The organism is Pseudoalteromonas sp. TB41 (genome assembly GCF_000497975.1).
Taxonomy (GTDB): Bacteria; Pseudomonadota; Gammaproteobacteria; order Enterobacterales; family Alteromonadaceae; genus Pseudoalteromonas; species Pseudoalteromonas tetraodonis.
The window spans coordinates 22240-46730 of the sequence record NZ_AUTH01000011.1; the positions used below are offsets into that span (position 1 = coordinate 22240).

20 protein-coding genes and 3 pseudogenes are annotated in these 24491 nt (G+C 41.4%); 12 read left to right on the forward strand and 11 right to left on the reverse strand.

Going from position 1 to position 24491, the window contains the following annotated elements; all coding sequences use genetic code 11:
* Positions 1-142: 142 nt before the first annotated feature.
* The 3 genes and pseudogenes from L641_RS23095 to L641_RS0101915 form a co-directional block, all read right to left on the reverse strand.
* A pseudogene (locus L641_RS23095) lies at positions 143-468 on the reverse strand (IS3 family transposase); the annotation flags it as partial.
* A gap of 211 nt (positions 469-679) precedes the next feature.
* Positions 680-1795 (reverse strand): annotated as a pseudogene (locus L641_RS23140) (transposase).
* Positions 1796-1985: 190 nt separating this feature from the next.
* Positions 1986-2261 carry a hypothetical protein gene (locus L641_RS0101915; protein ID WP_013464909.1) on the reverse strand — a complete coding sequence of 92 codons (276 nt, stop codon included), beginning with the start codon at positions 2259-2261 and terminating at the stop codon, positions 1986-1988.
* A 253-nt stretch (positions 2262-2514) separates the two neighbouring features.
* Between L641_RS0101915 and L641_RS23770 the strand changes: the two are divergent.
* A pseudogene (locus L641_RS23770) lies at positions 2515-2947 on the forward strand (phage integrase N-terminal SAM-like domain-containing protein); the annotation flags it as partial.
* Positions 2948-3053: 106 nt separating this feature from the next.
* Here the strand turns inward: L641_RS23770 and L641_RS0101925 are convergent.
* The 7 genes from L641_RS0101925 to L641_RS0101955 all read right to left on the reverse strand — a co-directional run bounded on the left by L641_RS0101925 (position 3054) and on the right by L641_RS0101955 (position 10705).
* Entirely contained in the window at positions 3054-3824 is a 771-nt protein-coding gene (locus L641_RS0101925; RefSeq protein ID WP_024600973.1) for an SDR family oxidoreductase, read from the reverse strand.
* 9 nt (positions 3825-3833) lie between these two features.
* Positions 3834-4733: a 3-hydroxyisobutyrate dehydrogenase gene (gene mmsB / locus L641_RS0101930; RefSeq protein WP_013464907.1), complete on the reverse strand. Its 900-nt coding sequence runs from the start codon at positions 4731-4733 to the stop codon at positions 3834-3836.
* A gap of 4 nt (positions 4734-4737) precedes the next feature.
* A complete protein-coding gene (locus tag L641_RS0101935) occupies positions 4738-5895 on the reverse strand; it encodes an enoyl-CoA hydratase/isomerase family protein (protein WP_024600974.1) in 1158 nt (385 codons plus the stop codon).
* Entirely contained in the window at positions 5895-6674 is a 780-nt protein-coding gene (locus tag L641_RS0101940) for an enoyl-CoA hydratase (RefSeq protein ID WP_024600975.1), read from the reverse strand. Before L641_RS0101940 ends, L641_RS0101935 begins: the two co-directional genes overlap by 1 nt.
* A gap of 10 nt (positions 6675-6684) precedes the next feature.
* The gene (locus L641_RS0101945; RefSeq protein WP_024600976.1) at positions 6685-7842 is read right to left on the reverse strand and encodes an acyl-CoA dehydrogenase family protein; all 1158 of its coding nucleotides are present in this window, start codon (positions 7840-7842) and stop codon (positions 6685-6687) included.
* A 120-nt stretch (positions 7843-7962) separates the two neighbouring features.
* Positions 7963-9453, reverse strand: a complete 1491-nt coding sequence (locus L641_RS0101950) for a CoA-acylating methylmalonate-semialdehyde dehydrogenase (RefSeq protein WP_013464903.1) — start codon at positions 9451-9453, stop codon at positions 7963-7965.
* A gap of 70 nt (positions 9454-9523) precedes the next feature.
* Complete coding sequence (locus tag L641_RS0101955) at positions 9524-10705, reverse strand: acetyl-CoA C-acyltransferase (protein WP_024600977.1); 1182 nt, start codon at positions 10703-10705, stop codon at positions 9524-9526.
* Between the two features lie 330 nt (positions 10706-11035).
* On the opposite strand from L641_RS0101955, the gene L641_RS0101960 reads away from it, so the two are divergent.
* The 9 genes from L641_RS0101960 to L641_RS0102000 all read left to right on the forward strand — a co-directional run bounded on the left by L641_RS0101960 (position 11036) and on the right by L641_RS0102000 (position 20501).
* Positions 11036-11470: a MerR family DNA-binding transcriptional regulator gene (locus L641_RS0101960; RefSeq protein WP_008114692.1), complete on the forward strand. Its 435-nt coding sequence runs from the start codon at positions 11036-11038 to the stop codon at positions 11468-11470.
* Positions 11471-11507: 37 nt separating this feature from the next.
* A complete protein-coding gene (locus tag L641_RS0101965; protein ID WP_024600978.1) occupies positions 11508-12683 on the forward strand; it encodes an isovaleryl-CoA dehydrogenase in 1176 nt (391 codons plus the stop codon).
* A 10-nt stretch (positions 12684-12693) separates the two neighbouring features.
* Complete coding sequence (locus tag L641_RS0101970; protein ID WP_024600979.1) at positions 12694-14301, forward strand: carboxyl transferase domain-containing protein; 1608 nt, start codon at positions 12694-12696, stop codon at positions 14299-14301.
* Between the two features lie 12 nt (positions 14302-14313).
* On the forward strand, positions 14314-15084 hold the full coding sequence (locus L641_RS0101975; RefSeq protein WP_016899945.1) for an enoyl-CoA hydratase/isomerase family protein: 771 nt from the start codon (positions 14314-14316) through the stop codon (positions 15082-15084).
* Positions 15085-15092: 8 nt separating this feature from the next.
* Positions 15093-17075 (forward strand): acetyl/propionyl/methylcrotonyl-CoA carboxylase subunit alpha, encoded by a 1983-nt coding sequence (locus L641_RS0101980; RefSeq protein ID WP_024600980.1) that lies wholly within the window; start codon positions 15093-15095, stop codon positions 17073-17075.
* Between the two features lies 1 nt (position 17076).
* The gene (locus tag L641_RS0101985; RefSeq protein ID WP_008114701.1) at positions 17077-17976 is read left to right on the forward strand and encodes a hydroxymethylglutaryl-CoA lyase; all 900 of its coding nucleotides are present in this window, start codon (positions 17077-17079) and stop codon (positions 17974-17976) included.
* A gap of 28 nt (positions 17977-18004) precedes the next feature.
* A complete protein-coding gene (locus L641_RS0101990) occupies positions 18005-18703 on the forward strand; it encodes a CoA transferase subunit A (RefSeq protein ID WP_010389947.1) in 699 nt (232 codons plus the stop codon).
* Positions 18704-18718: 15 nt separating this feature from the next.
* On the forward strand, positions 18719-19375 hold the full coding sequence (locus L641_RS0101995; protein ID WP_008114705.1) for a 3-oxoacid CoA-transferase subunit B: 657 nt from the start codon (positions 18719-18721) through the stop codon (positions 19373-19375).
* A gap of 247 nt (positions 19376-19622) precedes the next feature.
* Positions 19623-20501: a LysR family transcriptional regulator gene (locus L641_RS0102000; RefSeq protein WP_010389946.1), complete on the forward strand. Its 879-nt coding sequence runs from the start codon at positions 19623-19625 to the stop codon at positions 20499-20501.
* Positions 20502-21149: 648 nt separating this feature from the next.
* On the opposite strand, the gene msrA is transcribed toward L641_RS0102000, so the two are convergent.
* Positions 21150-22457, reverse strand: coding sequence for a peptide-methionine (S)-S-oxide reductase MsrA (gene msrA, locus L641_RS0102005; RefSeq protein ID WP_024600981.1), 1308 nt, complete (start codon positions 22455-22457; stop codon positions 21150-21152).
* 178 nt (positions 22458-22635) lie between these two features.
* Here msrA and pxpB point away from each other — a divergent pair, with 178 nt between their 5' ends.
* Positions 22636-23295: a 5-oxoprolinase subunit PxpB gene (gene pxpB / locus L641_RS0102010; protein WP_024600982.1), complete on the forward strand. Its 660-nt coding sequence runs from the start codon at positions 22636-22638 to the stop codon at positions 23293-23295.
* Positions 23288-24229, forward strand: a complete 942-nt coding sequence (locus L641_RS0102015; RefSeq protein WP_008465709.1) for a biotin-dependent carboxyltransferase family protein — start codon at positions 23288-23290, stop codon at positions 24227-24229. Before pxpB ends, L641_RS0102015 begins: the two co-directional genes overlap by 8 nt.
* Positions 24230-24491 lie beyond the last annotated feature (262 nt).

Genomic DNA, 24491 nt, shown 5'->3' on the forward strand with positions numbered 1-24491 from the left:
ATTCCTTAACTAAAATGATGGCAAATACGAAGCCATTTAAAGCCTTAAACACCGATTTGGTGAGATAGCGTTTTTTTGAAACAAAAAAGACGATAGCTTTCACAAGTGATCTTCACCCGATAAAGTTGACACCGTCCACGTTTCAATTAACTGCCGATTCAAACTCAGCAGACAATTTATATCCTAAACTTGAATGCAATCGCTGTCTATTATAAAAATAGTCTAGATAACCCTTTAATTTTGACACCTCTTTATAAAAGAACTTCACCTTCGCCGGTTTACTGTAATTATTAAATGCTTTGGCTCTTAAACCGTTTTCTAGCATTAAGCAGGCAACACGCTTTTGGCTTATGTTCACACCTTCTTTTTTAGCGAATGAAATACGCGCGGGCTACCATAGGTTTGATAATTGACATTGAACACGTACTTTATTATCAACAACAAATTAGCATCTGACAGCGCTCTAACTAACATGATGAACTAACATGACACCCACTTTAATTTAACAAGCAAAAGCTAAGTTCTTATATTTATTTTATAGGTTAATAATTTATGCTTTACGACTACGTTACTTTCGTTTCATCTAGCAAATAAGCCATTATTACACTTGAATCTAAATTCCACGCATAAAAATAACTGCATGATGCAGTTTCAACTTTTCTACTGAGTAATTTATAGTTTATGCTAATAGCCTTTCACAATTACTTGTATTAGCTCGCCGTTTTCGATTCAAATTTTCACAATAACTTGCTTGTGAGGTCGGCCTGCCAACTGCGCCGTGAAATACGAGTGTAAATTGTGTAGTGAGTTTTAACCAGTTTTCAGGAGATATATTGAGTCTTTCCAGTAAAGGAAGTTGAGTGTTATCAATATGGCCGCGTTTATCCTTTCGCATTATTCTCCCTGTTAATTCAACTAATTCAAGATACGACTTAAGCTTAAACGGCAGCCCTTTTGGCATAATTTGACTCGGCATACCTGCAAAGCGAAGTAGTTGTTTTGGCTGCTTGCCTTCTTTTGCGTATATTAAGCGTTTTTGTAAACTGGTATGGTGAGACTCTTCTGGAGTGATAGCCATCTTAGCCCTAATAGGGTTTAAATCGACGTATGCAATACACGCGGCAAGCGCCGCTTCATCAAGGAGTGCTTGTGATTTAAAGCGACCTTCCCATAAATTTATAGGGAATAAATTTGAATGCCGTTAGGCAGCCCGAAGGGTGAGCGCCATGGATGGCAGCGAATAAAACCTGCCAGTGCAGTTATCTTCTTTATTTGCTCTGCGCGCAATGTCTTCATTTAACGACCGCATAAACCAGCTAATACTTGATAAGCGCTCTCGGTATTCCTTTACTGTTTGATTAAAAAAGAAAAGTTCGGCTTTGCTTAGCTTTTCGCCTTGTATGTACTTTTGCGTAAGTACGGTGCCTTTGCACAGCTTGTGCCAGCGAATAACAATCGCTTTATCATTTAACCTATTAGCTTTCTTATCATCTACATACAACACTAAATGCGTGTACTTCAGGCATCCTGCCTTCCGCCCTCCGGGCCAGCTGCGCTGTTGTAAAATGTTCCAACATTTTGCTGGTTACTCATAACAGCATAAGCACATACGTCAATACAAAATACCTTGGTTAGTGCGAGTAACTTATCTTCAACCCACCCTTCTGCGATGCTCATACGATTGACCAATAAAATGGTCTTCACCGCACAAGAAAGCACGACGAACGCAACGTGAAATACAGTGATAATACTTTGTATCAACCAAGCTTACTTGACGCTTTCTTGCGATTGCCATAAGACACCCAGCTTTTTTCACACTGATTAAAGCCTAGTACTTAGTTCGCCAAACTGCAAAAATTAGAGTGGGTGTCAGTTTATTTATTTACTCAACGCCGCAAACACTGGCGGCGTGCTGGCGCATTTTTTGCGCCTTTGGTTTTTAGCAAAAAATGCGACAGCTTTAGCCCTCCGCGTGATTTGCCTTGTTAAGTTGCTCCATCAGTGAGCCAATTACTAAATAATCTAACTCCTAATGATCCCAACACTGCTAAACCAAATAACGAAGCAATATGTTCTGTAGGGTTAATACCAACGCTAACTAACGAAATAGCATTACCAAGTGCTATTACAATTAAAATACAGCCAACACCCGCCCAACTAGATTTCGTATTTGAGAAAAATCTAGTTAATGCTATTAGTACAAGTGCAATTACGTCAATCCAAAGTGCCCATTCTAAAACTACATCTTTCAAAACTTCCAATTTTACTACTCCATATGTGTGTGCAACTTAACAGTTTTGTCTACGACATTTGTCGCTTTATAAACCAACAAATGTCCATATATTACAATGCATTTATCTTAACCATCTAATAAACACCTGTAAATAATTAGTTAACTTTAAGTTTTTTTCTTTAATTTAGAAATACACCAAAATGGTGGAGATCAGTAATATTGGACAAGACGATAAACACTGTCCATATATACAGTTGCTTTTTTTACTAAAGATTCATGTCATGAAATCACCTTTTTTAACTATGATAGCCGAACAAATGTATCTAAAGCGTTATGCTAAAAGTACCGTTAAAGCTTATTTATACTGGATAGCTTCGTTTATTCGTTTTAACTCTATGAGGCACCCTACAACGATGTGAGATAATGAGGTCGAACTTTTTTAAATCATTTAGTCAACCAACAAAATGTTGCTTCTAATACTCAATCACAAGCCTTAAATGCGTTTAACTTTTTATTTAAAGAAGTGATTAAAAAGCCACTCTCATTATCATTAGGTTTTATTAAGGGTAAACGAGCAACTAAACTACCGGTAGTTTTAACGCAACAAGAAATAAACAATTTTTTAAAGTGTGCTCTGCGAAGCATTATTTACCCTGTGGATTACTTTATGGCAGTGGTATGCGATTAATGGAGGTACTACGTTTACGGATACATCAGCCCTTTTTCAAAATTATAAATGTCCGACTTAAAACAAAAAAAGCACAACCGAAAAGGCTGTGCTTTTTAATCAACTAACACTCATACGTTTATAAACATTAGTTTACAAACGAATACCGCCGTCTATCTCTACTACACGGCCAGTAAAAAAGTCGTTTTCGATAATATACTGTGCGGTATGGGCTATTTCAGCGGTTTCACCTAAGCGCCCTACGGGCGTTACAGCAAGCATGCGTTGTTTTGCTTCGGGCTTCATTACATCGGTCATTGCGGTGCTAATAACACCTGGGGCAATGGCGCCAACGCGAATACCAAAACGGCCAAGCTCTTTAGCCCATGTAGTGGTTAGTGCCACAACACCGGCTTTTGAGGCAGCATAGTTAGTTTGGCCAATATTACCCGCACGCGCTACGCTCGACATATTTACAATTACGCCACCTTTGCCTGATTCAATCATGTGGCTTGCAGCTTCGCGCCCTGCTAAAAATACACCTGTTAGGTTAACGTCAATCACTGATTGAAATTGATCAAGCGACATCTTCTTTACCACTTTGCCGTCTTTGGCTTTTATAAACATGCCATCGCGTAAAATGCCGGCGTTATTAATTAATACCCCAATGTAACCAAAGTCACTGTTAATGGTATTAAATACGTCTTCAACTTCGCTCTCTACGGTTACATTAGCGCTGTAGCCTTTAATAGTGCCTGTTACGCCTGCTAATGCAGATAGCTGCTCGGTTGCTTCATTTAATTGGGCTTGCGCCATATCAATTAAGGCAATATTAGCGCCCATTAAGGCAAACTTTTGCGCCATTGCAAAACCTAAGCCTTGTGCGCCACCGGTAATAACTACGGTATTATTTTTTATTTCCACAATACTTTCCTACTTCGAAAACAATTTAAAAATGGCACTAAAATCATCACTGCCTGCACCTTGGTGCTGCATCATAGTGTATAAATTTTTAGCCATTGAGCCCATTGGCGTCAGTGAATTACTTTGTTGCGCTGCTTCCATAGCAAGGCCTAAGTCTTTAGCCATTAAATCGACCATAAAGCCGGGTTTATAGTCGTTACTAGCTGGTGCGGTTTCCATAACACCTGGGCAGGGGTTATAAAGTTCTAACGTCCAGTTACGACCCGAACTTGCGCTCATTATGTCGCTGAGTACTTTTGCGTCGAGGCCGTTATTAATGCCCATTTGAATGGCTTCACTGGTGCCTGCCATTAAAATACTCAACAGCATATTGTTACATATTTTGGCAACTTGCCCAGCACCAATATCACCAGCATGGAATATGTTTTTACCCATATCGACTAATACAGTATTGGCTTTATCGAATGCAGCTTGCTCACCACCAACGATAAACGTAAGCGTTCCTGCTGTTGCACCTGCTACACCACCCGATACCGGTGCATCAACAAACGCAATACCTTGCTCACTTAGGGCATGGCCAACGTCACGTGCTGATTGTGCATCTATAGTTGAACAATCAATCACTAAGGTACTTTTACTCAGTACTTTAATTAAACCCGATTGCTCGTCTGTGCCTAAATAAAGTGATTTAACATGTTTGCTTGCCGGTAGCATGCTAATTAGCACATCAGCCTCGTGAGCACAGTCACTGGCGCTTTGCGCCGCACTAGCCCCATGATTCACAAGCTCTTTCACGGCCTCTGCACTTAAGTCAAACACGCGCACACTGTGGCCTGCTTTAACTAAGTTTGCTGCCATTGGGCCGCCCATGTTTCCTAAACCAATAAATCCTATATTAAGTTTACTCATCGCTTTACCCTTGTAAATTTAGTTGTGAAAAGTACGGCTCTAGCGGATGTTGCTCGCCAAAGCGGTTTGCAAAAAAGCTCTCTACTACTTCTTTTGGTACATCAGCTAACGATTTAAACTGCCACTGTGGCGCACCATCTTTATCGATTAGTAAGGCACGTACACCTTCTTGAAACTCGCCCACTTCACCGGCACGAACCGACATGCCCAATTCCATTTTAAAACACTCAGCTAAGTTTTTACCTTTGCTATGTTTGAGCTGCTCACTTACTAAGGCACAACTTAATGGGCAACCATGCGCCAACGATTTTTGTGCGCGTTGTAGCCATTTATCATCAGTGTTTAGATTTAAAATGTAATCTACCTGCTGCTGTAACGTGTCAAACTCGCCAAGCTTTTGAATCAAGCTTAAGTTTGCTTTTAAATTGCCTTTTGGCATACGGCTAGAGTTGTTATCTAACTCAATAAGCAAGGTACTTAGCTTGTCGTGATTTAAACTTGCTGTTTTACCCCATTTAGTATTGAGTAATGCTTCAACAAGCTCTGGGTACTTGTCGGCATTTACAAAGTGATCGGCAAGCGATACAAGCTTAGCGTCTTCACAATTTATAGATGCCGAGGTCAGCCCTAAAAACAAACCAACATGGGCGGGCATTTTATGTAAAAAATAACTGCCGCCTACATCAGGGTAAAGCCCAATAGTTTGCTCTGGCATGGCAATGCGTGATGTTTCGGTAACCACACGGTGGCTAGCACCGGCCATTAAACCTAAACCGCCGCCCATTACAATCCCGTTACCCCACACTAAAATGGGTTTGTTGTAACAGTGAATTAGATAATCGAGCTGATACTCTTGAGTAAAAAATTCTTCAACCAGTGACGTTGGTTTACCTTCGCTCATGGCTTTGTGCAAACTCACTACATCGCCACCGGCACAAAATGCTTTTTCACCAGCGCCTTTAAGAACCACTAATGCAATGTTATCGTCTTTGTCCCATTGCTGTAGTTGCGGCTCGAGTAAGCTGATCATTTCAAAATTAAGGGCATTTAACGATTTAGGCGCATTTAAGGTTGCAAAACCAATGAGTCGGCCATTGTCTGTGGTTGCCGTTTCAAATACCACGGCAGCATCAGCTGAATTTAAACGAGTAAGTTCTGTCATTAGCCATTCACCCAAATAGCTTTACGTTTTTCTAAAAAGGCGTTCACGCCCTCTTGCTGATCTTCGGTATCAAATAAACCAACAAACAGTTCACGCTCCAGTGGCAATGTATTCGCCATTGGTTGATGACGCCCTTTTTGAATCAAGGTTTTACATGCAGCAACCGACGATGGACTTTGCTCTGCTACTTGGTTTGCCAGTTTTAATGCTGCTGCAAAGCTTTCTCCTTGTGCAACCACTTCTTCTACTAAACCAATTTGCAGGGCTTTATCGGCTTTTAAGCGCTCACCGCATAAAATCATGCGTTTTGCCCAGCCCTCGCCAACAAGCCATGCTAAGTTTTGCGTTCCACCAGCACACGGTAATAAACCCACTTTTGCTTCAGGTAACGCCATTTGTGCTTGCTCTTCTGCAATACGAATATCACAAGCAAGCGCTACTTCAAGGCCGCCACCCATTGCATAGCCATTAATGGCTGCAACCGACACACCTCTAAAATTAGTTAGCGCTTCAAACGCGTCACCAAATACACGTGACATATCTGCAGCTACACCTTTATCGCCACTGGCAAATACATTGAGGTCGGCACCGGCGCTAAAAAACTTCTCGCCTTCACCAGTCAGTACTAACGCATAAATATTTTTATTGGTATTTAATTGGTTAACCGTGTCTTTAAGCGCCACTAAGGTGTCTTTCGTCCAGGTATTCGCTGGCGGATTCGACATGGTTAAAATAGCAACATGACCTTCAATAGTTAATTCAATGCTAGGATTTGACATACTAACCTCCTTATAAAACTTCGCTGGCTGATTCGGCTAAAATACGACGCGCAATAATCACACGCATAATTTCGTTAGTGCCCTCAAGAATTTGATGAACACGTACATCTCTAACATGGCGCTCAAGCGGGTATTCTTTTATGTAACCGTAGCCACCGTGAATTTGCAGCGCGTCATTACAAACAGTAAAACCTACATCGGTTGCAAAGCGTTTAGCCATAGCACAATAAGTGGTTTTTTCACTGTCGTTAGTATCAAGTTTAAACGCCGCTAAGCGCACCATTTGGCGTGCTGCTACAAGCTCGGTATTCATATCAGCAATTTTAAATTGTAGCGCTTGAAACGCAGCCAATGGCTTACCAAATTGGGTACGCTCTTTTAAATACTCACGTGCGGTATTAAGTGCCGCTTGTGCTGTACCAATAGAGCAAGTGGCAATATTAATACGGCCGCCGTCTAAACCTTGCATTGCAAATTTAAAGCCTTCACCTTCTTGGCCTAATAAGTTTGCGGCTGGAATACGCACATCTTCAAAGCTAATTAAACGTGTGGGCTGTGCATTCCACCCCATTTTTTCTTCTGCTTTACCGTATTCAACGCCTGGTGCATCTGCAGGTACAACAAAAGCCGAAATACCGCCAGGGCCGTCGGCTCCCGTACGTGCCATTACCACTAAAATTTCTGTTTCACCGGCGCCTGAAATAAACATTTTTGAGCCGTTAATAACATACTCATCACCGTCACGCACTGCTTTAGTTTTTAATGAAGCAGCATCAGAACCCGAGCCTGGCTCAGTTAAACAGTACGATGCAAGTAATTCACCCATTACCAATTGCTCAACGTATTTGTCTTTTACTGCATCGGTACCAAAGCTGGCTATCATCCAGGTTGCCATATTATGAATAGTTAACATGGCCGTTGTTGCCGTACAGCCCATCGCCAGCTGTTCAAAAATAATGCTTGAATCTAAGCGAGATAAACCTAAGCCACCGGCTTCTTCTGGGGTGTATAAACCACAAAAACCTAGCTCACCAGCGGCTTTAATTGTGTCTTTAGGAAAAATATGTTCGCGATCCCACTTGGCAGCGTGTGGTGCTAGTTCAGACTCTGCAAATTGGCGAGCGGTTTGCGCAAAGGCTTGTTGATCTTCAGATAAGTTAAAGTCCATGGTAGACCTCTTTAAGTGTGTTTTGTTTGTTGTCAGAGCATCCCATAACGGGAGTAATTAGTGAGGAGCGACAACACTGTGTGTTGTGTCCCTCTTTTTTATTAATTATTCAGTGCAATATTATTTAAGATTAATACTCATGTTTGGACCTGAGGCAATGTCATCCTCAAACCAACGAGAGGTAATAGTTTTAGTTTCTGTATAAAAACGAATACCTTGCTTACCGTATGTATGCGTATCGCCATAAAATGAGCCTTTCCAGCCAGTAAACGAGAAAAATGGCAGTGGCACAGGAATAGGCACATTAATACCCACTTGACCCACTTCAATTTCGTGTTGGAACTTACGTGCAGCTGCACCACTTGATGTAAATAATGAGGTACCGTTACCGTAAGGGCTTTCGTTAATAAGGGCGATGGCTTCTTCAAGCGTATCTACAAACATACACGCCAGTACTGGGCCAAAAATCTCTTCTTTGTACAAGTTCATCTCTTTGGTTACATCAGTAAATAACGTTGGGCCTATCCAGTTACCTTGCTCAAACCCTTCAACAGTAAAGTCAGAGCCATCAATTAAACAGGTTGCGCCTTGCGCTTTACCATCGGCAATCAATGATAAAATACGCGCTTTTGCAGCTGGTGATGTTTGCGGACCATATGCAGCGTCTGCATCATCCCATACACCTGGGCGTACACCTTCAAAGCCAGCTTTAATTTCATCAACCCAGTCTTTCGCTTGGCCAACAAATACCGCCACTGAAATACCCATACAGCGCTGACCTGCCGCACCAACTGATGCGCCTACTAAGTTATTAACTACGTGAGACTTGCTTGCATCAGGCATAATTACCATGTGGTTTTTAGCGCCCACACAGGCTTGCACACGTTTTAGGTGTTGTGTGCCTTTAGAATAAATGTATGCACCTACGCCACATGAACCTACAAATGAAATAGCGCGAACCGCTTTGTCTTCTAATAAACGGTCTACTTGCGGTTTTGTACCGTGCACAACTTGTAAAACACCCTTTGGTGCACCCGCTTCAATAAATAGCTCAGCTAAACGCATTGGCGTAAGTGGGTCTTGCTCAGAGGGTTTTAAAATAAAGGTATTACCGCACACAATTGCCAGTGGAAACATCCAAAGTGGGATCATGGCCGGAAAATTAAATGGGGTAATACCTGCACATACACCCAGTGGCTGCATATATGAATAGGTATCGATTTTACGCGCTACGTTTTCCATCGTCTCGCCCATCATTAATGATGGCGCATTAGCAGCTTGCTCAACTACTTCAATACCACGCCACACATCGCCTTTGGCATCTTCAAATGTTTTACCTAGCTCATGACAAATAATAGTGGCTAATTCATCATGGTTTTCTTTTAATAGCGCTGCATATTTCATCATAATGCGCGCACGTTCTGTAATTGGTACGTCTTTCCACGTTTTAAACGTTTCGCTGGCAGAGGCAATAGCCGCGTCCATTTCAGCGTCTGTAGCACATGGTACTTGCGCTAACACTTCTTGATTAGCAGGATTTACAACATCAATTAGTTCATTTGAAGTTGATTGAATAAATTCGCCGTTAATAAGTAAGGGTACTTGGTGCATAATTAAAATCCTATTGATTAAATTGGGTACCGCAGCGTTTTTGTTATAGTTGCTGCGGCTTTATTATTAGTTAAAGTGCTTCTACGGCCATGGCAACGGCTTCACCGCCACCAATACATAAAGAGGCTACGCCCTTTTTAAGACCCCGGTTTTTAAGTGCATGAATAAGTGTTACTAAAATACGCGCACCGCTGGCACCAATAGGATGACCCAATGCACAGGCGCCACCGTTAACATTAACTTTGTTCTCATCAAGCTTTAATTCGTTAATAGCTAGCATGGTAACCATGGCAAACGCTTCATTAATTTCCCATAGGTCAACATCGGCGGTTGTCCACCCTGCTTTTTCAAGCACACTGTTCATTGCGCCCACTGGAGCTACGGTAAATTCACTGGGTTTTTGAGAATGCGTGCTGTGAGCAACAATTCTACAAAGTGGTGTTAAACCCTCAGCTTTTGCTTTTGATTCGCTCATTAAAATCAGTGCTGCGCCACCATCTGAAATAGACGATGAGTTAGCGGCAGTAATAGTGCCGTCTTTTTTAAATGCTGCACGTAAACTTGGGATTTTTTCAGGGCGAGCATTACCAGGTTGTTCATCAATTGAAACTGTTACATCACCTTTGCGGGTTTTAATAGTATGAGGGGCGATTTCGTTGTCAAAGCTACCATTTTCTATGGCTGCGTTTGCTTTACTTAACGAACCCAGTGCAAACGCGTCCATTTGCTCACGGCCAATGCCATATTCATCAGCCGTGTCTTGAGCAAAACAACCCATTGCTTTATTGTCGTAAGCATCTTCAAGGCCATCGCTCATCATATGATCTTTTATTTCACCGTGGCCCATACGCATACCGCCACGGGCTTTAGGAATAAAGTAAGGCGCATTGGTCATGCTTTCCATACCACCAGCGATTGCTGATTCAATAGAACCCGCCTTAATTAAATCATTCGCTAACATCGCTGCTTTTAAACCCGAGCCACATACTTTATTAATAGTGGTAGCACCGGTGCTAAGTGCAAGCCCCGCTTTAAGCATTGCTTGACGTGCAGGCGCTTGGCCTAAACCGGCTGGTAATACACAGCCCATAATCACTTCATCAATTGCATCATTGCTTAAACCCGTTTGAGCAAGTGCACCTGCAATAGCTGTAGCACCTAGTTCGGTAGACTGCGCATCACTTAGTGCGCCCATAAATCCACCCATTGGGGTGCGTTTTGCTGCTACAATTACAACGCTTTCAAAAGACATAAAAAGGCTCCATTTTCAATTACCGCAAACATGTTTTATTATGTTTAGCTTAATGTTTAAACTAATCTGATAAATACGAGCATACATAAAATTTACGTTTACGCCAACGTAAATCTAAAATCAACTTTCTAATTAGTGTAAAAACTGTAAAGCAAGCTTGCTGAAAATGTATTGCAACCTCCACAAATGGCTTGTAACGTTTATAAACACTCAACTTCTAGTGTAAATCCGCATTTATTTTGTACGTCTAAAGTATAACAACCAGATCGTACTTTACCTTTACGTAAACTTCACTTATATTGGTGATATTCGAATGAGGTAAACATTACAATGAAATCAGATAATCAAACAAACTTTGCAAATTCAGCCAATGAGCCGGCTAAAAACGAACAAACTTTTAGTATCAGCGAATTAGCGAAAGAATTTGATATTACCACGCGCTCTATTCGCTTTTACGAAGACCAAGGGCTTATATCGCCAGAGCGCAACGGCCAAACTCGTATTTACTCAAAGCGCGATAAAGTACGCCTAAAGTTAATACTTCGTGGTAAACGTTTAGGGTTTACCTTGGCTGAAACCGGTCGTTTGTTTGAACTTTATGATGCAGACAAATCAAGCGCTAAACAGTTAGTTACTATGCTTGACCTCATCAGCGAAAAAAAGGCCGACCTATCTCAACAAATGGACGACATTAAAGTTGTACTAATGGAGTTGGTTACCGCAGAACGTCGTTGTCGCGACACGCTTAGCAAAATAGATGAATAAAATATAATAAACGTCATCAAACACACAGGAATGAATCATGAGCACTATTTCACTATATAAAGAAATGAATTTTGGTCTTGGCGAAACAGCGGACATGATCCGCAGTCATGTTAATAGCTTCGCAAGTCAAGAAATTGCCCCACTAGCTGAAAAAACAGATCTTGATAATGCGTTTCCCAATCAACTTTGGCCGCAAATGGGTGAAATGGGCGTTTTAGGCATGACCGTTGATGAAGAATTTGGTGGTGCGGGTTTAGGTTATTTAGAGCACGTTATTGCCATGGAAGAAATTAGCCGTGCAAGTGCCTCTATTGGCTTAAGCTATGGTGCGCATTCAAACCTGTGTGTTAATCAAATAAACCGTAATGGATCACAAGCACAAAAAGAAAAATACTTACCTAAACTAATTAGCGGTGAATACATTGGTGCCTTGGCCATGAGTGAGCCTAACGCAGGCTCTGATGTTGTATCAATGAAACTTAAAGCCGAGAAAAAAGGCGATAAGTACATTTTAAACGGCAATAAAATGTGGATCACCAATGGCCCTGATGCCGATACCTTGGTTATTTACGCAAAAACAGATTTAAATGCCGGTGCGAAAGGTATTACCGCCTTTATTGTTGAGAAAACATTCCCGGGGTTTTCTACCGCACAAAAACTCGACAAACTCGGTATGCGCGGATCAAACACCTGTGAACTGGTATTTGATAACTGCGAAGTACCCGAAGAAAACATTTTAGGTAACTTAAACGAAGGCGTTAAGGTACTTATGAGCGGCCTTGATTACGAGCGAGTTGTTTTAGCTGCAGGCCCGTTAGGAATTATGCAAGCATGTATGGACATTGTGGTGCCTTACATTCATGAGCGTAAGCAGTTTGACAGTCCTATTGGTCAATTTCAGTTAATTCAAGGCAAAATTGCCGATATGTATACACAAATGAATGCAGCCCGCTCTTATGTGTACACAGTAGCAAAAGCCTGTGATCGCGGCGAAACCACCCGTAAAGACGCAGCTGGCGCAATTTTATACGCTGCAGAGCTTGCAACTAAAATGGCCCTTGATGCAATCCAAATTTTAGGCGGCAATGGCTACATAAACGAATACGCAACAGGTCGCTTACTGCGTGATGCGAAATTATACGAAATTGGCGCAGGCACTTCAGAAATACGCCGCATGTTGATTGGCCGTGAATTATTTACTGAAAGCCGTTAAGGATTAATTTATGACGATTTTAAAATCGAGCGTTAATCCCCACGATCCTAGTTTTGTGCAAAACCACAAAAATATGTCGGCGCTGGTGGATGATTTACGCGATAAAGTTGCCAATATTAGCTTAGGTGGTGGCGCTGCACTTAAAGAGCGCCATGAAAGCAGAGGAAAGCTGTTTGTTCGTGACCGTATCAGTACTTTATTAGATGAAGGCTCACCCTTTTTAGAAATATCGCAATTTGCTGCATTTGGTGTGTATGAACAAGAGATACCTTGTGCCGGTGTGGTTGCAGGTATTGGTCGCGTAAAAGGCGTTGAATGTATGGTGATTGCAAACGACGCGACAGTTAAAGGTGGCACCTATTTCCCGCTTACTGTTAAAAAGCATTTACGTGCACAAGATATTGCTGAGCGTTGCCACTTACCGTGTATTTACTTAGTTGATTCTGGCGGCGCCAACCTGCCAGAGCAAGACGATGTATTTCCAGACAAACTGCATTTTGGGCGTATTTTTTACAATCAAGCACGTATGTCGGGTAAAGGCATTCCTCAAATTGCAGTGGTTATGGGGTTATGTACTGCAGGTGGTGCTTATGTGCCCGCTATGGCCGATGAAAGTATTATTGTAAAAGAGCAAGGCACTATATTTTTAGCAGGCCCACCACTGGTAAAAGCGGCAACAGGTGAAGAAGTTACCGCAGAAGAACTTGGCGGCGCCGATGTTCATTGTAAAACATCGGGTGTGGCAGATCATTACGCAGAAAATGATGCGCATGCATTATCAATTGCACGCCAATGTATAGAGCGAATTAATTACACACGCCCTACCGCCCCATTATTAGATGACGTAAAAGCCCCCCGTTATGACATTAACGAGCTTTACGGCATTGTTGGTACTGATCTTAAAAAGCCATTTGATGTGCGTGAAGTAATAGCCCGCACTGTCGATGACTCGTCTTTTGATGAATTTAAACGTTACTTTGGCGAAACACTGGTGACAGGCTTTGCCAGCATTTATGGCAACCCTGTGGGCATAGTGGCTAACAACGGTATTTTATTTAGTGAGTCGGCGCAAAAAGGCGCGCACTTTATTCAGCTGTGTGCTCAGCGCAATATTCCATTGGTATTTTTACAAAACATTACTGGCTTTATGGTCGGTAAAAAATACGAAGCCGAAGGCATTGCTAAACATGGCGCTAAAATGGTGATGGCGGTGTCGTGTGCTGATGTACCAAAATTCACCGTGCTTATTGGCGGCTCTTATGGCGCCGGCAATTATGGTATGTGTGGCCGTGCATTTGAACCGACCATGATGTGGATGTGGCCAAATGCCCGTATTTCAGTCATGGGTGGTGAGCAAGCTGCAGGTGTTATGGCACAAGTTAAACAAGATGGATTAGCCCGTAAAGGCGAAAGCATGAGCGAGCAAGAAGTTAGCGATTTTAAAAAGCCAATTATTAGTCAATACGAACAACAAGGTCATCCTTATTATGCCAGTGCCCGCTTATGGGACGATGGCATTATAGACCCTGTCGATACACGAAATGTGTTAGGGCTTGCATTAACAGCAGCTAAAAATGCACCACAGCGTGAGTCTAAGTTTGGCGTATTTAGAATGTAACCGGAGCGCACAATGTCAGTAACACTACAAATAACAAAATCTAATGTGGCTGTACTCGTTTTAAGCCGCCCAGAAAAACGTAATGCATTTAATAGCGACGTTATCCATGAGCTTATTCAATGTATTGAACATGCTAATACGCTCGATATTCGTGCCTTAGTCCTCAAAACCGAAGGTAAACATTTTTCAGCCGGTGCCGACTTAGCCTGGATGAAATCGATGGCAGATAATAACTATAACGATAACCTAGCTGATTCAATGCAACTGGCTAAACTTATGCAAGTATTAGCACAGAGCCCGCATCCTACAATTTGTGCGGTACAAGGTGCCGCCTTTGGTGGAGCATTAGGGTTAATTGCCTGTTGTGATATTGCGCTTAGTAAAGACGATGCACAATTTTGTTTAAGTGAAGTTAAACTTGGGCTAATACCTGCCGTGATCAGCCCTTATGTGATTAAGGCCATTGGTGAGCGTGCTGCACGCAGATATTTTTTAACTGCAGAAGTGTTTGATGCCCACACAGCAAAGCAACTGGGTTTAGTGCATCAAATTACTGGGAACTTAGAAACAGCCCTCGATAATTTGCTGCAAACCTTGATTGATAACGGCCCTATTGCCGTTAAAGCCGCAAAAGCACTTATTAACGATGTTGCCAATAAAGAGATAAACGAGGAGCTAATTGCACTGACTGCAGAGCGTATAGCTAAAATTCGTGTATCAACTGAAGGCCAAGAAGGACTGAGCGCCTTTTTTGATAAACGCCCTCCCCAATGGCAACTCTAGGACGCATTATGAACACAGTACAATTACAAAAAATTCTGATTGCTAACCGTGGCGAAATTGCCTGTCGTATTATGCGCACCGCAAAGCAAATGGGCTTAACCACGGTTGCGGTGTATTCAGATGCAGATAAAAACGCGCAACATGTAAAAATGGCCGACGAAGCCTACCATATTGGTGCTGCGCCAAGTAAAGATTCATACCTAGTCGCAGATAAAATTTTGCAGGTTGCTAAAGCTAGTGGCGCTGATTGCATTCATCCAGGCTACGGCTTTTTATCAGAAAACAGTGAATTTGCTAAAGCATGTGAAGCCCATAACATTGCTTTTATTGGCCCACCAGCAACGAGTATTGAAGCAATGGGCTCAAAAACCCGTGCTAAAGAAATAATGGCAGCCGCTAATGTTCCTTTGGTGCCAGGTTATTATGGCGATAAACAAGACCCTAGCTTTTTACAAGCTGAGGCTGAAAAAATTGGCTACCCTGTGCTTATCAAAGCGGCCTTTGGTGGCGGTGGTAAGGGCATGCGTATAGTTTCAAAAGCCAGTGAGTTTATAAGCGCATTAGAAGGTGCTAAACGTGAAGCTATTGCCGGTTTTGGTAATGATCTGGTTTTGCTTGAGCGTTATGTTGACCAACCTCGCCATGTTGAAGTGCAAGTATTTGCTGATAACTATGGCAACTGTGTGTATTTAGGTGATCGTGATTGTTCATTGCAGCGTCGACATCAAAAAGTGATTGAAGAAGCGCCTGCCCCCGGTTTATCAGACTCATTGCGTAAAGAAATGGGCGAAGCCGCGGTAAGATGTGCCCTAGCAATTGACTACCGAGGCGCTGGCACTGTGGAATTTTTACTCTGTGGTGATGAGTTCTTTTTCATGGAAATGAATACTCGCTTGCAAGTAGAGCACCCAGTAAGTGAAATGGTCACAGGCGTTGATTTAGTTAATTGGCAAATTAATGTAGCCAGTGGTTTAGCGTTACCTTTAGCGCAAGCAGATATTCAGCTACAAGGACACAGCTTTGAAGCACGTATTTATGCTGAAGATCCAAGTAATGACTTTATTCCGTGCTCTGGCACTATTGAGGCACTATATACGCCCGCTAACAGTGAATATGTACGTATTGATACTGGTATTGCCCAAGGTGATGAAATAAGCCCGTATTACGATCCAATGATTGCCAAACTTATTGTTCATGATGATAACCGCGACCAAGCACTTTCGCGTTTACAACAAGCATTAACACAATTTCATTTAGCCGGATTTAGCACTAATATCAGCTTTTTATATAATTTAGCGATTCATCCACGCTTTAAACAAGGTGCTCCAAGCACCCACTTTATTGCAGAGCAAGGTGAAGCGTTAGTTACTATTGACCCGTCTTTATTACAAACTAGCCGCTTAATTGCAGGTTTTGCGTATTTAGCATCACTTGGTAGTAATACAAGTAGTGCAAATCCATGGCAACAATTACATGGGTTTAGTTTAAATGCGCCGCAACAAGTTAAAATTCCATTTAGCGATACCCCCTTAAACGCAATAAAAACCGCGCAGGGCTATAGCATGACCATTAATGACAACACCTTTGAAGTGCAAGGTGAGTTAACTAATGGCTACTGCAACGTATCGATTAATGGCGCTAAACACACTGCGCATGTTAGCCACGTTGATAATGCCATTACTGTAATGAACCAAGCACTGCAAACTAAGTTTGAATGTGTTGATAAACATTTCATCAGCTCACATGAAAATGAGGCATTACCCCTTGCTGCGCCACTTAATGGTACTGTAGTTAAACACTTGTTAGAGGTGGGAAGCACCATTACTAAAGGCGATGCAGTGGTTATAATTGAAGCAATGAAAATGGAATACACGCTTAATGCCCCACATGATGGCGTATTAAAAAGTTACTGTTTTGCTGAGGGTGAACTGGTAAGCCATGGCGCTTTACTGGCCATAGTTGAAGACACAACTGCAGAGGAACCCGCTTAATATGAGTTCATTATTACCTAAAGCAGTGCGCATTGTTGAAGTGGGCGCCAGAGATGGACTTCAAAATGAAGCCGCTGTAGAAACTGCTGATAAAATAACGCTTATTAACGCACTCGCCGCTGCAGGCATAAAAGACATAGAAGCTGGTGCGTTTGTCTCACCTAAATGGGTGCCACAAATGGCAGACTCTAGTGAAGTAATAAGCGCACTTAATTTACCTGAGGTTAATCTCAGTGCCCTTACCCCTAATTTAAAAGGGGCAGAGGCAGCAGATGCTGTAGGTATTAAAGAATTTGCAATATTTACCGCAGCGAGCGAAGCATTTTGCCAAAAAAATATTAATTGCTCTATTGAGCAAAGTTTGGCGCGTTTTAGTGAAGTTATGGCTTTTGCAAAGGCGCATAACATTCGGGTACGCGGTTATGTAAGTTGTGTGTTAGGTTGCCCGTATGAGGGAGATGTTGACCCTCATACTGTACTGGCTGTTGCTGCTAAACTCTTAAAAATGGGCTGTTATGAAATTAGCCTAGGTGACACCATAGGTGTTGGCACACCCGCTAAAGTAATAGAGCTACTTACATTGCTACTTAAACATATTGATAAATCTAAACTTGCTGTACATTTTCACGACACATACGGGCAAGCGCTCACAAATATTTACGCTGCTCTAAACCTTGGTATAGCAACGGTTGACAGTGCTGTTGCCGGCCTTGGTGGCTGCCCATATGCCAAAGGCGCGTCAGGAAATGTTGCCACCGAAGATGTTGTATACTTACTGCAAGGACTTGGCATTGAGCATGGAATTGATTTACAAAGGCTTGCTGAGGCAGGTTGGCAAATTACGAGTGCACTGAACAAACAACCTGCTAGCAAGGTTTCTGCAGCATTACACGCACAATAATTAAATAGCACAGAATGAGGAGTGACTCATGGCCGGTTTTGATAAAGTAGTTTCTAGTTATGAAGCTGCAATGGAAGGTTTAAAAGACGGCGATACAATAATAGCCGGTGGTTTTGGCTTATGTGGTATCCCTGAGGGTCTAATTGCCCAAATTAAAAAAATGCAAACTAAAGAATTAACCGTTGTTTCCAATAACTGTGGTGTTGATGACTTTGGTTTAGGGCTGTTACTGCACGACAAGCAAATTAAAAAAGTGGTCGCCTCATACGTTGGCGAAAATGCCTTGTTTGAACAGCAACTACTAAGTGGCGAGATTGATGTAGAACTTACGCCACAAGGTACTCTTGCTGAAAAAATGCGTGCTGGTGGTGCAGGAATACCTGCTTTTTACACAGCCACAGGTTACGGCACACCGGTTGCTGAGGGTAAAGAAGTAAAAGAGTTTAATGGTCGCCCTTATATTTTAGAAGAGTCAATTACCGGTGAATTCGCTATTGTAAAAGCATGGAAAGCGGATCGCTACGGCAACTTAGTATTTCGTCATACAGCCATGAACTTCAATCCAATGGCGGCTACTGCGGGTAAAATTACCATTGCAGAAGTAGAGGAAATTGTTGAGCCAGGCGAACTTGAGCCAAGCCAAATACATACGCCAGGAATTTTTGTTAACCGCGTTATAAAAGGTAACTTTGAAAAACGCATTGAACGTGTTACCACACGAGATTAAGCAGGAGCACTAACAATGGCATTATCACGTGAACAAGTCGCAATGCGCGTAGCTCAAGAGTTACAAGATGGGTTTTATGTTAATTTGGGCATTGGTATTCCGACACTCGTCGCAAACTATGTACCCGATGGCATAGAAGTTATGCTACAGTCCGAAAATGGTCTTTTAGGCATGGGCGAATACCCTACTAAAGCCACTGTTGATGCGGATATGATCAACGCAGGTAAAGAAACCGTGACGGCAGCTACTGGTGCAGCTATATTTAATAGTGCAGATAGTTTTGCCATGATACGGGGTGGTCATGTAGACTTAACCGTTCTGGGCGCGTTTGAGGTAGATCAAAACGGTTCTATAGCCTCATGGATGATCCCTAAAAAATTAATTAAAGGCATGGGCGGAGCGATGGATTTAGTCGCAGGTGCAAAAAACATTATTGTTACCATGACCCATGCCAGTAAACACGGCGACTCTAAGTTATTAGAAAGCTGTACGTTACCGCTAACGGGCGTTAACTGTGTTAAAAAAATAGTTACTGATTTAGCCGTTCTAGAAGTAAAAGACGGCGCATTTCATTTACTAGAACGCGCACCAGGCGTATCAGTTGATGAAATTATTAGCAAAACGGCAGGTAAATTGCTTGTTAATGGTGATATTCCTGAGATGGTGTTTTAAACCACTCATAATTTCACTCTGTACCGACCTCATTCCCAGTGCCAATGGCGCTGAGTTACCCAAAATCCCTCGTAAGAGGGATTTTTTTTGTCTATATTTTAGTTTTTGCACTATAGTGACAATTTAACGCACCACTTAGGTGAATTCGACCTAATAAAATAAATAAATTGCTGATATAGTTAGTTTTTATTTTTGGTTTAATTATTGCCTATTACTAGGCGATTGAAATAACTTTATACTGGATACCATGCAAACACCTATTCGCGGCCTTCGCTCTTTTTGTTTTGCCGCAAAAAGCTTAAGTTTTAAACATGCTGCTAAAGAGCTTTACTTAACGCCCTCGGCTGTAAGCCACCAAATTAAACAGCTAGAAGAGCAGCTAGGCATTGATTTATTTCAAAGACAAACTCGCTCTATTAGTTTAACGCCTGCAGGTAAAAACTTTTTTGAAGCAATTTATCCAATTATAAATATGCTAGAGAGCACCATTAATGAATTTAGTCAGTTACAACAAAATGTAAACTTAACCATTACCCTGCCCGAATTTTTTGCCAGTGAATTGTTAATGCCTAAGCTCAGTGAATGGACCAGCGAGCACCCTAATATTAATTTACACATGGATACCCTCAAAACACGCAAAGAGCTGACTCGCCAAAGTGATTTATCTATAATTTTATCTTCAAGTAAACCGCTTGATGGACTAGCTACTGAGTTATTTAATTTAGAATATATTCCAGCGTGTAATAAAAAACTGCTTGAACAATGGCAAAACGATCATTGCCAAGCGCTTAATCAAGTGCCGCTTATTGTTCATAAAGCACGCCCTTGGGCTTGGCATCAGTGGGCAGAAAAAGTTGGGATTGATGACTTTTCACCAACGCAAATTATTCAAATAGATAGTATGTTTGGTGTAGCAAGAGCGGCGCAGCAAGGAATGGGGATTGCACTTATTCCTCTACCAATTAGCCAAAGCTGGCTGGATGAGCAATGGCTCTATAAACTGTTTGAACAACCCCTTACCACCAAAGATAAATACTACTTGGTACAACACGGCTCTAGTACGGCAAACCACCCGCTCGATTTGTTTGCAAAATGGGTAATTAACACCTTCAGACAAACAAAGTGACTATTAATTAAACGCCCTTTTATGGGCGTTTTGTTATTTACGACCTTTTTTAAATATTTTTTGTGTCTCACGCAAATCTAAAAAAATAAAATATAAGCAGCATTATCAACCACTTGAATAACTCCTTGTTGACTGAATTTATAGATTAGTTTTTTTCACTTATTAGTTTTGTTTTTATCGCTTGTCGAAATTGAGTAAAAGCTCTAAAGTTAACTCAACAAATCAGCAACGACCAAAAATAATAAAACGCGTTACTGAAACCAAATTTAATTAGTTTGTAACAACAAGCTAGTAAAAAAGAATCTTTATTGTGTGTGAAGATGTTGTCAGTGTAAAAAACAGCTCAAGTTCGGTGGTGACTTAGCTTGGGTTGTTTTTATTTTACGCTTACACCCGCCAATAAATATAAGAATCTTTATTGTGTGTGAAGATGTTGTCAGTGTAAAAAGCAACTCAAGTTCGGTGGTGACTGAGCTTGAGTTGTTTTTATTTACGTTCACATCAGCAACAATAATTCAGCATTAGTTATTACTAATACAACCCCCCGAATCTTTATTGTGTGTGAAGATGTTGTCAATTGAAATGCAGCGACCTTTTTTAAGTATCGCTGCTTTTTTTTACTTTAAATTTGCTTATTTGCTAATTAGCTTAAACATCATCTGATCTGTTTATTTCCTCACGAGCAACAAATTCTAATACAGTGGCATTAATACAATATCTATCTTGACCATTTGGCCCTTCACCCGGGAATAAATGCCCTAAATGAATCCCGGTACTTTTAGATTTAAGCTCAATACGTTGCATTCCCCAACTGTTATCTTCATGCTGCGTTACGCTGTCTTTTACAGGATGTGTAAACGACAACCAGCCAGTACCCGAATTAAATCTGTCGCGGGTATCAAACAAGGGTTCACCACTGAGTTTATCGATAAAAATGCCATCGGGGGTGTTTTTAAAAATAGCGTATTCTTTGCAATATGGGCTGTCGGTTTTAGCGTTAAACGCCACTTTATAAGCTTCACTGTCACCGAGTTTAAATGCACCTAGCGCTTTATAAAACAGCTCGGCATCCATATAACCTTGGCGAGAATACACTTCTACTCCATCTTCTAAAAATAGTATGGTGGGTGTAGCCCAAGTTGCACTTTTGATAGTTAAGCCGCTAAGCTGATCAGCATGGCGAAATGTCATTGGTATTGTGCCTTTGTAGTCATTGGCTACCGTCGCTTTAAACTTTTCACAGTAAGGGCAGTAATCGCGAGAGTCTAAAATAACAATTTGTTTGCCAGTCAACAATGCCGTGTTATCAACCTGCTGCTTTTCGTCTTGACTAAAAACAACACCGGTTGAATGGTCTGGGCAATAACCGTTTGGATATTTTTCAAGGTAATTTTGATGATACTCATCAGCAGAATAAAATTGCTCTAGTGGCTTAATTTGTGTAGCTATTGTTCCATAACCTGCTTTGGTGAGTAACTGCTGGTACTGCTGTGTTACAGCAATCGCGGTGTTTGCTTGCTCGTCACTTGTAGTTAAAATAATAGAGCGATATTGTGTGCCTACATCATTACCTTGGCGGTTTTTTTGAGTCGGATCGTGGCTTTCGTAATAATTTTGCAGCAGCTCTTTTGCCGAAATAATATTGCTATTAAATGTAACCTGCACCACTTCAGCGTAGTTATCTTCATCGAAGCGACGCGATAACTTAGTTATATTTTTGTAGCTTGGTTTAAACCCATGCCCATCGGCATAGCCCGACTCTGCATCGAGTACTCCATTAAGTGCTTCATAGCGTTTTTCTGCCCCCCAAAAACAACCCGAGCCAAGCACTAGCTTTTCTACATGCATAGTGGCATTTAAATCACTGGATTTAGTTACCTCATCTGACGAAATTGCGCTCATCGTACTTAGTAATCCCGACATAGCAAATGTAGCTAATATTAACCCCTTAAACATACGATTACCTCTTAGTTTTAGTTACCCTAAAGCTGACCTGTAAACTCAACAATTAATTTCACACACAACAAAACTTTACGAATGAGGGAGTTTATTCGATCCGAGCTTGTCTATTAATATCGTAATATTACAGTGACTGTGATAGCTTAAATGTAATTAATATTAATGAGTTATCGATATGAGCATGATTCCTAGTATAAAAATTTTAACGAACTCTAGCCTGCTTTTTGATGTTTCTCACTACAGCGAACCACACATACTTGCGACGCAAAAAAAGCTTTGGGCACTCGCCCAACACTGTAAAAACAGCAATGAATTTATCGATTTGGTACCAGCTATGAACTCGTTAACTTTGTATTTAAAGTCCTCAGAAATGCTTAATAAATGGTACAACACTTTAGCTAAGTTATGGGATGAAGTGGATGATTACCCGTTTGATAGCCAGCACCACCAAATTAATACCTACTACCAAGGTGGAGATTTAGATTACGTAGCTAACTATCATCAACTCACAATTGATGAAGTGATTAACTTACATAGTAAAGAGTTATATCACGTTCTATTTTTAGGCTTTGTTCCCGGTTTTCCTTATTTACATGGGCTCAACTCACGGTTATTTACCCCAAGGCGAGATAATCCGCGAGTGAGTGTACCTAAAGGCGCGATTGCCATTGGAGCAGACCAAACAGGTATTTACCCTGAAGATTCGCCAGGTGGTTGGCATATTATAGCTCACACTGATGCCTGCTTATTTGATTCTAAAGCGGCTAATCCTTGCTTATTTAAACCTGGCGATACCATAGAGTTTGTGCCTGTAAAAGGAGTAAGCAATGATTAAAGTAATCAAGAGCGGTATTCAACTAACAATCCAAGATTTAGGCCGTGTGGGTTTTCGTCATTTAGGGGTTAGCCGCTCGGGTAGCTTAGACGCCTATGCGCACATTATTGCCAATCGCTTAGTAAATAATCACGATAACGATGCCGTACTTGAACTCACCGTTGGGTTATGTGAATTGCAATTTGAGTGCGATACCGTCATTGCTCTGCATGGAGCCGACTTAAACGCTAAAATTGACACTCAAGCCGTTTACCCCGGGTGGAGTTATCCGGTAAAAGCAAAACAAACACTTAAATTTGATACAGGACGCGGTGGCTCCAGAGCTTACATTGCCGTAAAAGGTGGAATTGAATGCCCTGAAGTTATGGGCTCTAAATCAACCGACTTAGGGGCAGCCATTGGTGGTTTTAATGGCCGAGCATTACAAAGCGACGATATTATAAAAATAACCCCATATACTCAGCCTTGGCTATGCAATAAAGGTGCATTAACACCGCCTAAACGAAAAGTTATTCGGCTACATCAAGGCCCACATCATGAACTACTTACACCTGAGTGTATAAACGCTTTCTGTACCACCTCATTTACTATTAACCCGAATAGTAATCGAATGGGAGTACGCTTAGATCATAATAATAGCCAAATAATGCAACACTCGCTCTCACTGCACTCACTCGCAGTAGCACCGGGAAGCGTGCAACTCCCACCTGATGGCAACCCAATTGTGCTGTTAAATGATGCACAAACAACGGGGGGCTACCCATTGATAGGCCATGTAATAGAGGCGGATTTACATCAGTTTGCTCAGTTTAGAACCGCCGATTCTATTACTTTTGAGTTTGTAACGCTTGAACAAGCAACCGCGGCAAAAAGTAAACTCGATGCACATCTATCTCAGCTTAAATTGAGTTTAAATCGCTATTGGACTAATTAACTTAAAGCTATTTTCTTAACGATTATATTTGCACCCACTTGGTGCAAATATATATTTTCATGGGCATTAAATGCTTATCCCTGCCTGTTTTAAATTAAAAATTGTACAATTCGTTGCTATCACACTATCGACCTCACCATGTTGGTGCACCAGTAACTTGTTTGGTGCATAAATTATTCTTATTAATTTAAAAAAGCCGTGTGACTTAGGTATTTATTTCTGATAAAACAAGGTTAGTCTTTAGCAAACTCGCTATCGTAGG